Source organism: Paraburkholderia sp. EG304 (assembly GCF_046543485.1).
GTDB lineage: Bacteria > Pseudomonadota > Gammaproteobacteria > Burkholderiales > Burkholderiaceae > Paraburkholderia > Paraburkholderia youngii.
The window spans coordinates 1-15,428 of the sequence record NZ_JBKGUA010000087.1 but is presented as its reverse complement, the minus strand read 5'-3'; the positions used below and the strand labels follow the sequence as shown (position 1 = coordinate 15,428).

Genomic DNA, 15,428 nt, shown 5'->3' with positions numbered 1-15,428 from the left:
AATGCGGTAACCAACCCGCGGATATCAGTGTGACCCACCGTCGAGACGTACTGCTACGTCGCCCTCAGGAAATTCAGATGTACCCAGACCGAGAACCGATCGCGATTGACACGGAAAGTCATATCAGCCCTGTCATGTGCGCGTGCTCTCAGAAGCCGACGATGCCGGGACGACCGCGCCTGATCGTGACCTGGTCGTTCGCAGCGCGCAGGACGATCTCCTCGGGCACTTCCTGCACGACGATGTATTGCCCACGACGGATGAAGTTGGGGCTGACGTTGTCTCCATGATCCTTCACGATCGGCACCGCAAAAGGTGCATTCGCAGGCAGGCGAAGCCACACCGACTTGCCATCATCGAATACGGTCTCCGGCCGGAACGGCGCCGAACCCGAAACCGTGTAGTCGAAGTTCAGCTTGTCGGGCGACACACCGAGCGGCCCGCAACCATTGGCATTGGGTCCACCCTGCCCCGCATCGGTCGTGTCGGCGTTGCCATCCTCGCGCCCGCGTACCTTGGCCATCAGTGAACCGGGATAGTTGAACCGCACGGTCTGATAGAAGAGGCCACCCATCGGCGACGAGACGAGTGTCATGTCGTACTCGCGCTGGTTCGTCGTGAGGTGCAGCGTGTTGACGAGACCGGGCTTGACCGGCTTGATGAATACGTGGTTCGACCCGTCGGTATCCACGATCCACCGGATCGAATCGCCAAGCGCGGGCTCAGTCGCCAGCACTTCTCCGCGCGCCAGCTCGATCGTTGTCGTCTTGAGCGGCGCAGTCATGATGCGGTAGATCTGGTCGCGGCTATAGGGGAACACCGCCATGCGGGCGTCACCCGGCATGGTGATCGGGTCGGTACCGGCGTTATAGGGATTCACCGGGCTCATGGGATCGCCAATCGCAGTAGCGATATCGAAGGGTGCGGACGGAGCCGGGCTGCCCTTCCCTGCAGCAGACACTGGCGAGCAGACCACCGTGACGCAGGCAAGAGCCGCGACCCACGAGGCGAGCGTGCGGGAGTCGATCATCATTGCGTTTTCTGGATGGAGAACAACGGATAGAAAACGCCGAACGGGTTCGTACCGAGCGCGTCTTCCGAAGTCGGGGGAATGATCTGGTAGCGGAACGTCAGCGCGTACTTCTGCACCACCGGCTTGTCGGCCGGCGATTGCGTCGTGCTTGTTGTGAACTCCACCACCGCGGTCGAGTCTTCGAGCATCGCGACGTTGGTCACGCGCACTTCCCGCACCAGCTTCGGGTTGAGCGTGATCTGCTGGAACGGTGCATCCGTCTTGACCCAGTCGCCGAACTGGTTGCGAGCATTGCCGACCATCATGGCCTTCACGCCGTTGATGTTGCGAGCCATGCGCGATGTCTGGATGTCATCGGTGAGGACCGGCTCGATCGTGAACCATCGCTCGACGGTCTCACGAAGCGAGGTGCGGATAGCCTGATCGTCTGGCTTGTATGCCGTCAGTTGGGTAACGACAGCATGGCCGTTCGCGTCCCCCCACACACCATAGGCCTTCACGACGGACGGCGCTGGATTTCGGGTGTAGATTGCGCCGCCAGCAATGAACACGAGGATGAAGCAGAAGGTCTTCCAGTGGTTCGCTTCAACGCGCAGGCGCGAGCCGTTATCGAAGATGATCTTCTCGGGATCGTCTTCGGAGTAGCCCCCAGGGGCGGTAGACAGTGCTATCTGCTTTTTGCTGCGGAAAAGAGGCATGACGCTCGTTCCATTTGGACCGACTCCATTGAATCAGCCGCATGGGAAGCAACTCATGCAAAAGAGGTGCGATTTGCGGGCGCTTTCTGGGCTGTGGGGCTCGGCGATGGGTCGCGTCAGCCGGCTAACGGGCTTAAGCCGAAATGATGACGATTTTGGGGTAGCTTTCGGGGCAACGACTGCGAGCGTATCGAATAGGATCGTGGCTGTTTACATGGGTTACATGGAACCGCACAGTCACGTCATTGATTTAAAACGAGAATGTCGAGCTTTCGGTGTCAGCCGGCTGACGGAAGTTTTGGCGACGTCCAATTCAAAATGCCAAGTTCCTTAATCGCGACATGTGATCGCCCGGTTGATGCTTGAGGTTCCTTGACATTCGAGCGTCCGGGTTAGCCTGAACTCATTTTGGAAAGATCCATTATGCAGACAGATTCACTTACGCTTCTTCAGCGAGAGGCTCTCGCCCAATACAACAGCCTGCGCCAACGGAAGACATCGATCATCATGTTCGGGCGGCTTTGCCGCTCGTTTTTGAATCGGGAAATTTGGCGATCGCAGTCTGAATTGGCCTCAGCCTTGGGCATTTCGAAACCACACGTCAGTCGGTTGCTGCGCGCAGCAAAAGTCCCAGACGAAGTTATCCACACTTTTGGCGACGCACATCGCATTTCCTTTGAAACCGTGGAAACACTCGCGAAGATTGAAAAGCGGACTGGGCGTATACTCTTGATAGCGCGCGCCGTGAGCTTTGGCGCCCGTTCCGACCTCAAGGTGCACGAGATACTCGCGGGCCTGGCTACTGGGTTTCTGGCGCCGATCCGACAACAGGTCGTGAGGCTCACACGCCATAAAGAGGAAGGTTACATCAGGCTGTACTCGCCGCAGTTGACCAGCATTTCGTCGGATCTTCCGCGTCTTGAGAGGGCAATCAACGCGGTTTTGATTGGAGTGTTGCAACTTATCTGATAGGCCGCCGGTCGGGGACGACGTGTCCGTTGAGCTTCGTCGTTTTCATCGCCTGGTCGGAATGCATGTCCGCAAAATTCGCACAGGAAAGACGCCGGCGGAAACACAAGACGTTCTGCGGCCAACATGCGTTACAAGTATCGAACTGAGACTAGCGAGACTTGCCAGACCTTGACCTGTTGAATACGTAGCCGGCGAATCCGTCTTTTAGGTCGGGGTACTTCTGGATCGTCGGTTCAGCCAAATCGCTGGTTGGATCGATGCCCAGTCGACGCAAAGTGAGTTTGCCGGCGGGCGTTACCTTATAGGTCCGTCGCCAGTCCTCTCGCTGTCGAGGTGTCGCTGCTTCATAAGCTTCCCATCCGCGCCGGACTTCTTCGACTCTACGGTCCTGAGCACGCACATCCTGGGCGGCGATCCGCAACGCCGCCCGATTGACAGCCTTTTCTTTCACTTCGACTTCGCGTTGTTCTGTCAGCGCCAACGTTTCCTGGATCTCTACCATCTGACGCTCAGCGTCGGAGATGATCCACCCCTCCTTCAGTGCCTTCATGAAGAATCCCGCCGGACTCTTCGACACCTTACCCAGTTTCAAGCTGAAGCGCGTGCGCTCGATTGCCTGCTCCAATCGTTCATCGTTGTAGGTGTCGCGCGATGCCGCGATCTGGTTGAGTTGAGCGCTGGATAGCCCGAACTCCTGCTTCAACGTTTGATAGATCGCTTGCGCCTGCTCGTGAGTATGAAGGATGCGCTCAGCCATCTCTTTGCGCTCAATGCGGAACTTCAGGCGACCGATTTTCCGAGACCCCTGCTCGTTGCGCGTCTCGTATGAAAGCCTCAGGTCGGAGACCTCGTTGATCTGCTCAATAGCAGGTACTAGCCAGTCTCGTTTGAAGTACTTGAACTCGTTTGCCTTGGCACCCATTGCCCCTTGCCACAAACGCAATTCATCGAGCGTAAGCCAATCCGTTTCTCCGTCATCGGCGTATGGAAGCAAGTGGTCGTACATGACCCGTGCGTAGCTGAGGGTGAAGAGTGACGTAATACGCAGGCTGAGCCAATGCGACTTGCCTGGACCACGAATGATGTCTATGAGATCCGGAGGTACTCGAAATTGGAAGCGGCCGCCAGAGTACGAGATGCGTCCGATCAGTTGTACTGAGCCAAAGGGCTTTTCGCCATCGGCGTCCGGAGCAGTGGTCGCCTGGATCAATGCTCGTTGGGCTTCTGTGATGACTTGCTCGAGATGGGTGTTGTTGCGACTCGAGTAACGCATAAGCCATTTGAAGTAATCCAGCTCAACGTCATAGAGGCTACGCACCTGTTCGTCCTGAGCAACGATGAAATACGCCGCATCGATCAGACGTCGCGCTGCGACGCCTAAATCGATAATTCGAATAAGGACGTTCTTTCGCGCGAAGCCAATATCGGATCGCGCTGTGTCGACCGGTAGATCCTGACCGGTTGCGTCGTCGAACAAAGCCAAGGCCAGTTGCCGAGATGTGGCTACTTGCCCTGCAGTTGTCATGCGGCCTCCAAGGTTGCGGTCAAGGATATCTGGAGCGGTACGGTACCGATGGGAAGGTGCGAAGTCAACACAGATCACCTCACCTTGCTCGGCGGTCCACACAGAACACCTCACCTTTCACCCGCCCCTCGCCACAATTCGCCTCACCCTCGCGCCAAATCGCCTCACCTTGCTGCTCAATTTGGTTCACCTTGGGGTGGTAAACGCCTCACCCTAGCTCTCAATTAACAGCACCTTTGACACAATTCGCCTCACCTTGGGTATCTAACTTCCTGTTTTTTAAAGAAAGTCTGCTTTACGTTAGTTGTTTGTGGTTTTTGTTTATTTTGTAAACACTAACCACGGCGGGCCGAATGTGCGCGACGAACAAGCTGCCGGGGAGCGATGCAGTCTGCGTTTGTAAATGGGAAAGTGGGATTGGGCTGACGCACAGACCTGGGATCTGGGATCTTTGACAAAAACGTCGTCGGCCGGGCCTTCAGCGAAGGTGAGGCGAATTGTGTGGCGCACAAATGAGGGCCGAAATTTGGCGGCTTTTGAGTCCGGATAAGGTGAGGCGTTCTGTGTTGGCGGGTTTTATTTTTCGACTCCGGGCCCGTTAGTCGTCTCTCCCTTTGGCGATTTTCCGTTACAGTCTTCCGCTAATCAGATCGGGTAAGTGGTTGAAATAAAAGGAAATAAACGTTGGCGACGATTGAACTCGCTGTTCCAGTCAGATTTCAATGGCAATTCTGCAGTGGGATGAGTATTCTACGGTTCGACGCGTGATCCACCAATAACCGTAGAAATCGATGGTGAGCGTGAAGAAATCAGCTCACCTAGACAAAACATAGGAACTGCAAAATGAACTTGAGCGAATTGCCTGGGATAGACAGGCGCGTGAAGCTCTCCAATCTCGGTGAGTTCGCTGAGCGTCTGTCAGTCATGGCGAATGAACTACGCGACCAGATTCTGGCTCCGCGACCTCGCAAGAACCCTCCCGTCTTCACGATTGGGGAGTTGGCAGAGCTATGCGGTATCGACCGCCAGAAGATTAATTATCTGGCGACTAAGGAAGGTGGGGAGCTTCCGCCGGGCATGGCGCACGGCACAGGCAGGGCGCGCATCTTCTCTCTTAAAGATGTTCGCACGTGGGTACAGCAAGTATCTGACATCTACCAGACTCCGCTCGTCACCGGCACTCGTGAGCATCGTGGCCGCGTGTTGATCACTGCGAACTTCAAAGGGGGCTCCTGCAAAACCACTACGACCATGTGCCTGGCGCAAGGTTTGAGCCTGCGCGGTCGCAAAGTCCTTGTCATTGACCTCGATCCGCAGGCGTCCCTCTCGGAACTCTGCGGCTTGTATGCGGAAAAGGACGTGACGTGGGAGGACACGGTCCTCCCTTTCATCTACGACCCGAACATCGAAGGCGGACTCGCCGGGAAGGTTCAAAGTACATATTGGGATGGCCTCGACGTTATCCCTGCACACAATTACCTTCATGACGCGGAGTTTCATCTTCCTACGGCGCAACAGACAAACCCAGGCTTCGAATTCTGGTCTGTTCTTCGCAAGGGAGTTGAACCGCTGCGGGCCCAATACGACTACATCATTCTGGACACCGCCCCGTCTCTTTCGTACATGACCCTTAATGGCCTGATGGCGGCAGATTCGATGGTTATGCCATTGGTTCCGGAGAGCTTGGACTTTATCTCCTCGGTATCTTTCTGGTCTCTGTTCGCCGAAGTCGCGCATGGGTTCGTGGAGCATGAGGTCGATAAGACGTACGACTTCATCTCTGTCCTCCTGTCTCGAGTCGACTATGGAACAACATCATCAGCGCCGGTTGTCCGCTCCTGGTCTCAACGTGCATATGGGGACTGGCTTAATACAACGGAGGTTCCGGCCAGTTCCGTTATGAGCAACGGCGCGTTAGCCTTCTCGACGGTCTTCGACCTATCGCGTTCTGATGCTGTTGCGAAGACTTTGGCCCGGGTAAAGCAACCGCTGCTGGACTACTGCAAGTGGATCGATGATCAGTATGTTGCGCAATGGAGGGCCGGACAATGAGCAACTTGCGTGAGCGCATGATGAGCAAGACTGCTGAGGTCCGGGCAGCGAAAGACATCAAGCTTGACCAGCAGCAAGAAAAACCCACCAGCCCGCGAACCGCCCCTGGGATGGCAGGAGCGTTAGCTCAGGCACAACAGCGAATAGTCGAACTTGAGAAGGCAGGCACCGCGTCGGACGTAGCCGTTGCGGACATCGTTCCTAACCCGTGGCAGCCACGGAAGGTGTTCAACGAAGCCAAGATGACACAACTCGCCGAATCGATTCGGGAAGCGGGGCTGGTTCAACCAATCGTAGTTCGACGGGCGGCGCCCGGCCATCAGATTGTTGCTGGCGAGAGGCGTTGGCGTGCCCACAAGATGATCGGGAAAGAGACGATCAAGGCTGTCATCATCGATCTTTCGGATGAAGAGATGGCGATGTTAGCCCTTGTGGAAAACGTCGTGCGCGACGACCTGTCCGACTATGAGATCGCTCGCTCTATTCGTAGCACCGAGAAAGAGTTTCCCAACCGGAAGCGTATGGCGGAAGGTCTGGGTATATCTCGTTCGGAGCTGTATCGCTTCCTCGCTTTTTCGGATCTTCCAGACTTTGTGGTCAAGGATCTAGATATACAGCCGAGACTCCTGGGGGCGAGTGCCGCAGAGGGCCTCGTTTCGGTCTTGCGGGACCAGAACCCGAAAACGGTCGAAGTGGCGCGAGAGGTATGGGCAAGAGTGGTGGCTGGGGAACTCGATCAATCGAAACTGGCGAGAACAATCAAGCAAGCCATCCAAAGCGGTGACAATGGATCGCGTAGTGTCAGTGACCGTAGCATCGAGAAAATTTTTGCGGGAAAGAACCAGGCCGGGTCGATTACGAAAGATGCTGTAGGATTTACCGTGAAGATTCGAGCCGGAATGCTTACGGACGAAAAAGAGAGGCAGATACGGATGCTCATCGCTGAGCTTTTTTCGGGCAGCAACTGCTGAGTTAGATAAAGGTGCCCCAAGAGGGCACTTTTTTTGGCGATCCCTGCTCAACTTCTGGCTGTGCGCGTGTCCCAACTTGGGACACGCGTCCCCCGTCGTAGAAAGGCTCAGCAATTTGGGGGATCATATCCCCTAGATTCGGAACTTTAGTTGTCGCGGACTGAAGGTGGCAGCGACGATCCTTTTTGCCGAGCGAGTGTCCCAAGTTGGGACACGTGTTTTTTCGGGCACTCTCTCGCCGTCAATATTGATTTACACAGCGCAGCATGTGCGGTCGAAGGCCCGCGTCGCGGCATAACCGCGCCGGGCGAAGGCCCCACATGAGGGCATAAGCCGCCGCCTTCGCTGCAAGCGATCGTTGGATGCAACGGGAAGCGACTTAAACGTCGGCTCTTGCCTGCTCCTGAACGGTGGCGAGCATCATTGCATCGGTTGCGACCATTCGTGATCTTCGCCGCTGACAACAGATCCAGTTTGGCCGGACGCGGGCAAAGCCCCGCCGTTTGCGGCGAGAGAAGAAAGCGCGGACGCGAAAGGCGTCTCGACATTGTGTCAACACCGATACGGTTGCCTGCATGCAACGAACTTCAGGCGCACCGATCGAACTGATGCCAAAGGTGGCCCCAAGTGCTTCCTCTGTCGCATTTCCGGTCCTAGCCGGTCCGTCAATAACGACGTGCTGATGTAGCCGGTCAGACGCTAGGCTGGCCACGCGGGGATGTGCCAAGGACTAGCCGCATGGCGCGATAGCGAAGAAGCGGCATCGTCGGCCGAGGCCCCGTTCACCCCTGCAACAGAGCCTGAATGATCAGGCGCGTGGTTGCGCCCGCTTCTGCGAGAAGTGTGGCGCTCACGCAGATCACGAAGCGCGGCCACTACGACGGCTTCCCCTACCCACCAAGACAGAGCCGGGTCGATTTCAGGGTTACGCCGCGGAGTTCCAAGAGTCGCATCATGGAAGGTGCACAGGGCAACGTTCCGGTCAGTCACTGGGTGTTCCAAACGCCGCGCGACTCGAGCGGCATGATCCGCAAGCGACATCAACCATCGGCTTACTGGGCATTGACCGGTTTGCCGCGTTCTCCGATGTTTCGCATCTTGAGGCGCTCAACGGATCGGGCGGTACTAGAGACGTCTCGCGCTTGCGCAGCGCTTGCTATGGAGGACCTGTAGACGCGCAGCATGGCGAAGTCGACTGCGGGCACGCTTGGGTATTTGGTCAGAACATACAGGCCAACTCTGTCCTGAACACAGTGATTCTCCAGTAGGACTGGGGCGACGTTCCGCGTTAACTTGAGCAAAAGCACGACTGAGAGGGTGGCTGGCTCGCTTCCGTGCCGAGCAGAAAAGCGAGACGCATCCTTCCGGCGGACACGTCTCAGCTAATAACCGCAACACATGGGCGAAATTCCGCTTGTATTGCGTACGGCCACAGGGAACCCTGTCGATATGGCATGACACAATTAACATGCCGCGCCGCGGCGGAACGCTTTCAGCAGCGAAGAGCTGGACATGCCCCGGCTAATCTGTAGAGAGATGCGGCAGTCCGGTCGCTCTGGGAAACTGGAACCCGGCCGAAGCGACGACGCATGATGCTTGTCACGCGTAGCGCCGCAGGAATCTCCGGCCTTCAGGCCAAGGAGGATGGCGAATACGTACAAGCAGTTCTCGAGACGAGCTCGTAAGCGCGAGATGGTTGGTCTGCGGCGGCACGCCGCGCTAGACGCAGTATCTCGTCGACGCGCTCGCTCATCCACTCTCGCGAACTCTCGGTGTCGATGCAGAATGTGCCCTCGGGCGGCGCAAAGCAAAATCCCTGGCATAACTAAGGAGTTGCCGTCATGTTGGCCTGAGGCTTAGTTGGAAACTCGAAATTCCCGCGGCAGAATTGCGCGCCGCCTCTGTGAAACATTGCCGAACAATTTCTGGCAGCTCCCAAGCCCCGTCTGTCAGCGCTCTTGCGGCTTTGACCGCAATTGTTTCACGGCTGGGTCCTCGATATGATCGGCAAAAAGACTAAGAGCTGTCGCTCGGACGGGGCCTTCGCCGCACGGACGCATCGGACGTAGTGAACATTACGTAATTTGTAGCTTGCCGGATTCTGCGCGGCTGGCTGTCCGAGAGGACTTCTGTCAATGATGGAAGGCGGTATGACGAAACAAGACACTTCGCAGGCCGCCCATGGGCCCGACACAGAGATCGCCAACTTAGTAGAATTCATGCATACGGCGGATGCGCGAAGCGTCAATGCCTTGATGGTGGCGACCAACGGGGAAATCGGTCGGGGGCGTTAGGGATTGAGGAGGGAGGCGAGGGTGGGGCGGCATACCGCGAGGCACTGATTAAGCGCTCGGTACCGATATGTCGCGGCGATTCGAACGGGGCTTCGGTTGGCGCATTGTTGCGCAGATGCGGGCTCTCTAAAGGCTTGGCAGATTGAACGAAATTGGCCCAGATGCGCGTGAAGCCTCGTCGTTCACGACGGGGATGGAAAGCGCGGACGCCAAAGGCGTCCTTGACGACGCTTCGGTTCTGATACGCGTGAGCCATGCAACGACTCTAGGCCTTCAAGTTCGAACCGATGCCCAACGGCGAAACGCAACGCAATATGCGCGAGTTGGCGGGCGCGTGCCGGTTCGTCTATAACGAGGCGTTGGCGTTGCAGGTCGAACGCCACAAGGGCGGCGATAAGAAGCTCGGCTACGCCGGCCTGTGCAAGCTGCTCACGGAGTGGCGCAACGGCGCGGAAGCACCGTGGCTCAACGATGCGCCAGTCCATCTGCTCCAGCAGGCCTTGAAGGACCTTGAGCACGTCTACACCAACTTCTTTGACAAGCGGGCCGAGTTCCCCAGCCCTTCACTTAACGTGTTGATGGACCGGCCCTGATTGACTAAGATGCCCCGTGAGTCATGGACTTCCGGGGCATTGCTTTGTCCGAAGATTTTTCTGCCGGCGAAGCTGCTTCGCCGTCCCCTCCCAAGCCACCACGGATTCCGCCCGAGACGGACGGCATCCAGGTCAACTTCTGCAAGTCGCCTCTGTGCCAGAACTTCGGCCAACCGGCGTCGCCGGCGCGACCGTACCGCCGGAACGGCCGGGCCACGGCCCCCGGCGATTACACGGTCACGGCAACGGGCAAGGAGAATCCTGCCCTTAAATGCGAGTTCTGCAGCGAGATTGCGCCGCTCCGAAGCAACCTGGCGATAGCTGAGGAAGTCCAGCGCATTACGGCCTACTTGACGCCCGACGCTCAGGAGCCAGCGTGCGTCAACGATGCCTGCGCGCAGTTTAATGTTCCGCTGTCGAGCGCGGGGAGCATTTACGTCAGTTTCGGTCAAACTGCGGCGGGAACACCACGCTACCGCTGCAAGGCCTGCGGAAAGGCCAAGCCGCTGGTCCGGCAACGGCGCTCTGAGAAGAACAAGGATGTCTTCCTGCTGTTGATGAACCGGGTGCCGATTTCTCGCATCAGCGAGACGACTGGCCTTGCGCCAAAGGCCATCTACGACAAGCTGGCGTTCATTCACCGGCAGTGCATGGCGTTCGCGGGAAACCGCGAAGCACGCCTGCTGAACCCCAGCTTCGTGTTGCCGAAGATGTACGTGGCCGTTGACCGGCAGCACTACATCGTCAACTGGACGAGCCGGGAGGACCGGCGGACAACGCAGCTGAACGCGATTGGCACGAGCGACGTCAAGACGGGATTCGTCTTCGGGATGCACCTGAACTTCGACGGCTCAATGGAGCCCGAGGATGTCGAGGCCGATGCCCTGAAGGCTGGCGACCTTGGGCTTTCTTCGCCCTTCAGAAAGTACGCCCGCGTCTGGCTGAGCGTCGATTACAAACGTTCGCTCGCTGACTCGAGCAGGCGGGGACTCGCGAAGATGATGGCCGAAGCCAGCGGCAAGGTGTACCCCAATGCTTTGTTGAAGAGCATCGACCTCGAGTATGCCGACGCTTCGGCGCGCGAGGATATCGAGTCCTCAGAAGAGCAGAGCCCGGAGGTCCAGCTCCCGCTGCACGGCATGCAGGTACGCGAAACGTACACCATGTATGCCCATTTCAGGGTGATGGCGACGTTGCTCCGAAACGCACCGAAGGTCCGCTTCTTCATGGACCAGGACTCTGGCTTTCGGGTAGCGTTCATGTCAGCGTTCGCCGACCGGATTCGCGCCCGGACCGCCGACGGCTTCTACGTCAAGGTCGACAAGGAGGCTTCGGCCTATGAGAAGAAAAATGCTGCGGCGAACGCCAACAAGGCCCTGCTGCAGTTCATGGCCACGACCGGCATCACGGACGAATACTCAGCGAAGGTCGAAATGATGAAGCTGGCAATTGGGAAAGCCGTCCCTGTGGGGCGCTGGGGCGACCGCTGGGTACGCCACCCTTTGCCGAACGCGTCAGAGCCGTCGAAGGAGGTTTGCTGGCTCACGGACATGAAGGACTATGAGCCGAACCATGTCGCGCGGTTGATGCTGCGCGCGACGTTGCACCCGATTGACAGGTTCTTCATGCAAACGCGCCGCCGCGTCAGTCTGGCCGAGCGGCCGGTCATCAGCGTCCGCCGCAACCGCAACATGTGGCACGGCTACGGGGCCTACAACCCCGAGACATTGGCTCGATATCTCGACATCTACCGGGTCTACTTCAACTACTGCCTTGTCAGCTCCAGGGACAGGAAAACCCCGGCGATGCGGCTCGGATTGGCGAAAGCGCCCATCGACCCGCACGAAATTCTGTACTTTTGTTAAACGTTTTAGAACTTTTATATAAAAAGGCGCGGAGATTTGCTCTCCGCGCCTTGAATCAGCCTTGCTGGGCCTAGCTTCCCATCAACACGTTAAGTGAAGGGCTGGGCCGAGTTCCCCCCGTTTCAAACGAATGGGCGAGCAGGATGCGAATTGCGGATCAAATGCACGATGCAGGTCTGGATCTGCGCGGCCGGATACACCGCCTCGATCGCTTCCGGAAAGCCGCGCAGGCCGTCCACGACCGCAATCAGAATGTCGTGCAACCCGCGGTTCTTCAGCTCGTTGAAGACCTTCAGCCAGAACTTGGCGCCTTCGGTCTGTTCGATCCACAAGCCGAGCACTTCCTTGCGGCCGTCGGCCCGGATGCCCAGCGCCAGATAGACGGCCTTGTTCTTGACCGTGCCTTCGTCGCGGATCTTCAGCCGAAGCGCGTCGAAATACACGATCGGATACATCGCTTCGAGCGGGCGTTGCTGCCACTGCTCGACCTCGGCCAGTACTTCATCTGTGACGGTCGAAATCAGATCAGGCGACACCTGCAGACCGTACAGCTCCAGCAAATGGCCCTGGATCTCGCGCACGCTCATGCCGCGCGCATACATGCTGATGACGTGGTCGTCAAAGCCCGGCAGGCGGCGTTGATACTTGCCGACCAGTCGGGGCTCGAACGTCGCCTCCCGATCGCGTGGAATGTCCAGCTTCAGCTCGCCGTTGGGCGTGATGACCGTCTTGGGGCTGGTGCCGTTGCGGTGATTGCTGCTCCTGCCTTGTCCGGCCTCGCTCTCCAGGTGGTGCGTGAGTTCCGCCGCGAGCATGCGCTCGGCCAGTTGCTTCTTTAGTTGGCCGGCCAGGCCTGATTCGCCCAGAATCGACTCGGCATCCTTGCTTTGCACCTGCGCCAGCAGTTGATCGATCAGCTCGTCGGGGAACAGCCTCGGCGCCTTCGGGTTCTTGCTCTTCTTGGTCACTGTTGTTTCGGTCATAGGACGCGTTATTTCCGTTATCGTCCATGACCTCGGCACACTAAAAATCTGACAGGCTCCCTGGTCGGAATGTAAGATTGGCTTGTCGCTCTGCTTGAGCCGACCAAATGCCTTTTTTAGCATAGTGCCTACCATGTCAAACAAAGGACGCCGGGCCATCTGGTACGCAACGATCTCACCGTTGTAAAGGTCAAGCACTGGGGAGAGATAGAGCTTCTCCCCACGAACGTTGAATTCGGTCACGTCTGTGACCCACTTCTGGTTCGGCGATTCTGCGTCGAACTTGCGTTCGAGAACATTTGGCGCAATTTTTCCCACTTCGCCCTTGTAGGCGCGATATTTCTTGATCCGCACGCAGGACTTCAGTCGCAGATCACCCATGAGACGCTGGATCGTCTTGTGGTTGACGGCGAGGCCCTCTTGCCGAATCGTAGCGGTGATGCGACGGTAGCCATATCGCCCTTTATGCCTGTCGAAGATTGGTAAGCGTTGCCTCACGACCGTCTGTTCATCGGTTCGCAGAGTCGGCAATCTGATTCCCACTAGATCAAGTGGGAATCAGAACGATGGAATCGAAGGCAGTGGGCCGGCGACTTGGGTCCAAGAACTACCCGAAGGAATTCCGGGCGATGGTCGTAGCGCAATCAAACGATCCGGCCCGCTCGATCGCGGATGTGGCACAAGAGCACGGCTTGAACGCCAACATGGTCGCCCGCTGGCGGCGCGCTCATGAGCGCGCCGAATCGACTGCGAATGTCCAGCCTACCGAGACATTCATCCCCGTGCATGTGCACTCGCCGGCACAACCGTCCTCAAGTGTCGTCGTCGAATGTGGCGCTGTGCGGGTACGCTTCGACGGGCCGCTGGACCTGAGCGTACTGCGAACCGTACTTGCAACGTTGCGGTCGCCGTCGTGATTGGCCTGCCGTCAGGAACACGTCTGTGGTTGGCTGCTGGCGTGACCGATATGCGAGCCGGCTTCAACAGTCTCGCCGCGAAGGTGCAAACGGTCCTTGAACGCGATCCCTTCTGTGGTCACGTGTTCGTGTTTCGGGGCAAACGCGGCGATTTGCTCAAGCTGTTGTGGTGGAGCGGTGACGGCATGTGCTTGTTGATGAAGCGACTCGAGAAGGGACACTTCGTCTGGCCGCAAGCCGACAGTGGCGTCATTTGCTTGAGCCCTGCACAACTGTCGATGCTGCTCGAAGGCATCGACTGGCGGCAGCCCACGAGAACGGTGCGCCCGACGTCAGCGTTGTAAATGTCGTCGCGGGCGCGTAAATTGCGCCCATGACGCGCGCGATCCCACTTCCCGACGACGTTGAAACGCTCAAGGCCATGCTACTCGAGCAGGCATCGACGCTTCGCGAGCGCGAGGATCAAGTGGTCAAACTACAAGAGCGGGTGGATTTGCAAGAAGCAGCGCTGGCTTCGCGGGCAGCCGAGGTCGAGCACCTGAAGCTGCTCATTGCCAAGCTTCGACGCATGCAGTTCGGCCGCAAATCGGAGAAGCTGGATCGTCAGATCGAGCAGCTTGAGCTACGCCTCGAGGATCTGCAGGCCGACGAAGGCGCCGCTCCCATCGAGATCCCGAAGACGGCGCGCACCGCGCCGGAAGTCCCGCAGCGCAAACTGTTGCCCGAGCATCTGCCGCGCGACACGCGCACCTATCTGCCGGAATCGGCAGAGCGTTGCACGCAATGCGGTGCTGCGATGAAGCAACTCGGCGAAGACGTCTCGGAGCAACTCGAATACGTACCGGCAAGCTTCAGGGTGATCCGGCACGTACGGCCGAAGTTCGCATGTTCATGCTGCGATCACATCGCGCAGGCAGCAGCGCCGAGCCGCCCAATCGAACGCGGCTTGGCAGGGCCTGGATTGCTCGCACACATACTCGTCTTGAAGTTTGCTGACCACGTTCCGCTTTACCGGCAATCGGTCATCTATGCGCGCGAAGGCGTTGAACTTGATCGCTCGACGCTGGCGTCGGCCATAGCGCGACCCTGCTGCAACCGCTGGTCGAAGCGATTCGGCGCCACGTGATGGCGGCGACGAAGTTGCACGCTGATGACACAGCAGTGCCGGTGCTTGCGCCCGGAAACGGCACCACCAAGACCGGACGACTATGGGTGTACGTACGCGACGATCGACCGTCAGGAGACGCAACGCCGGCTGCCGTGTGGTTCACCTACACGCCTGACCGCAAAGGAATTCATCCGCAGCAACATCTTGCAGCGTTTGCGGGCACGCTACAGGCCGACGCCTACGGCGGCTATCAGGCCATTTATGAAACCGGGCGCGTAGTCGAAGCAGCGTGTTGGGCGCATTATCCCGAGTTGCGTTTTATGCCGAGTCTGCTTGCGTCGCCTTTGTGTGATCAGTCGTTGCGCGTCGCCGATCACGACATAAATCTCGGGAGTCAGAGAGAGTTCAGAAACGCCA

Annotated in this window: 9 protein-coding genes and 4 pseudogenes; 8 read left to right on the top strand and 5 right to left on the bottom strand. The window is 58.0% G+C overall.

Going from position 1 to position 15,428, the window contains the following annotated elements:
- Positions 1-148: 148 nt before the first annotated feature.
- A complete protein-coding gene (locus ACLFKU_RS40020) occupies positions 149-1,033 on the bottom strand; it encodes a TrbG/VirB9 family P-type conjugative transfer protein (RefSeq protein ID WP_410852907.1) in 885 nt (294 codons plus the stop codon).
- Positions 1,030-1,731, bottom strand: coding sequence for a type IV secretion system protein (locus ACLFKU_RS40015; RefSeq protein WP_410852906.1), 702 nt, complete (start codon positions 1,729-1,731; stop codon positions 1,030-1,032). Before ACLFKU_RS40015 ends, ACLFKU_RS40020 begins: the two co-directional genes overlap by 4 nt.
- 423 nt (positions 1,732-2,154) lie before the next feature.
- Here ACLFKU_RS40015 and ACLFKU_RS40010 point away from each other — a divergent pair, with 423 nt between their 5' ends.
- Positions 2,155-2,700 carry a hypothetical protein gene (locus ACLFKU_RS40010; RefSeq protein ID WP_410852905.1) on the top strand — a complete coding sequence of 182 codons (546 nt, stop codon included), beginning with the start codon at positions 2,155-2,157 and terminating at the stop codon, positions 2,698-2,700.
- Between the two features lie 151 nt (positions 2,701-2,851).
- Here the strand turns inward: ACLFKU_RS40010 and ACLFKU_RS40005 are convergent, their stop codons facing one another.
- Positions 2,852-4,228, bottom strand: coding sequence for a replication initiation protein (locus tag ACLFKU_RS40005; protein WP_410852904.1), 1,377 nt, complete (start codon positions 4,226-4,228; stop codon positions 2,852-2,854).
- A gap of 843 nt (positions 4,229-5,071) precedes the next feature.
- Here ACLFKU_RS40005 and ACLFKU_RS40000 point away from each other — a divergent pair.
- The 4 genes and pseudogenes from ACLFKU_RS40000 to ACLFKU_RS39985 all read left to right on the top strand — a co-directional run bounded on the left by ACLFKU_RS40000 (position 5,072) and on the right by ACLFKU_RS39985 (position 12,003).
- A complete protein-coding gene (locus ACLFKU_RS40000) occupies positions 5,072-6,280 on the top strand; it encodes a ParA family protein (RefSeq protein WP_410852903.1) in 1,209 nt (402 codons plus the stop codon).
- The gene (locus ACLFKU_RS39995; protein ID WP_410852902.1) at positions 6,277-7,251 is read left to right on the top strand and encodes a ParB/RepB/Spo0J family partition protein; all 975 of its coding nucleotides are present in this window, start codon (positions 6,277-6,279) and stop codon (positions 7,249-7,251) included. The genes ACLFKU_RS40000 and ACLFKU_RS39995 overlap by 4 nt, the downstream gene beginning before the upstream one ends.
- 2,575 nt (positions 7,252-9,826) lie before the next feature.
- Positions 9,827-10,138 (top strand): annotated as a pseudogene (locus tag ACLFKU_RS39990) (helix-turn-helix domain-containing protein); the annotation flags it as partial.
- Positions 10,139-10,161: 23 nt separating this feature from the next.
- Complete coding sequence (locus ACLFKU_RS39985) at positions 10,162-12,003, top strand: hypothetical protein (protein ID WP_410852901.1); 1,842 nt, start codon at positions 10,162-10,164, stop codon at positions 12,001-12,003.
- A 146-nt stretch (positions 12,004-12,149) separates the two neighbouring features.
- Here the strand turns inward: ACLFKU_RS39985 and ACLFKU_RS39980 are convergent.
- Positions 12,150-12,986 (bottom strand): annotated as a pseudogene (locus ACLFKU_RS39980) (IS256 family transposase); the annotation flags it as partial.
- A gap of 63 nt (positions 12,987-13,049) precedes the next feature.
- Positions 13,050-13,484 (bottom strand): annotated as a pseudogene (locus tag ACLFKU_RS39975) (IS3 family transposase); the annotation flags it as partial.
- Positions 13,485-13,552: 68 nt separating this feature from the next.
- Between ACLFKU_RS39975 and tnpA the strand changes: the two are divergent.
- From tnpA to tnpC, 3 genes and pseudogenes are all read left to right on the top strand, one after another.
- Positions 13,553-13,903 (top strand): IS66-like element accessory protein TnpA, encoded by a 351-nt coding sequence (gene tnpA, locus ACLFKU_RS39970; RefSeq protein WP_410852900.1) that lies wholly within the window; start codon positions 13,553-13,555, stop codon positions 13,901-13,903.
- Positions 13,900-14,247: an IS66 family insertion sequence element accessory protein TnpB gene (gene tnpB, locus ACLFKU_RS39965; protein WP_410852899.1), complete on the top strand. Its 348-nt coding sequence runs from the start codon at positions 13,900-13,902 to the stop codon at positions 14,245-14,247. Before tnpA ends, tnpB begins: the two co-directional genes overlap by 4 nt.
- 29 nt (positions 14,248-14,276) lie before the next feature.
- Positions 14,277-15,428: pseudogene (gene tnpC / locus ACLFKU_RS39960) on the top strand (IS66 family transposase); the annotation flags it as partial.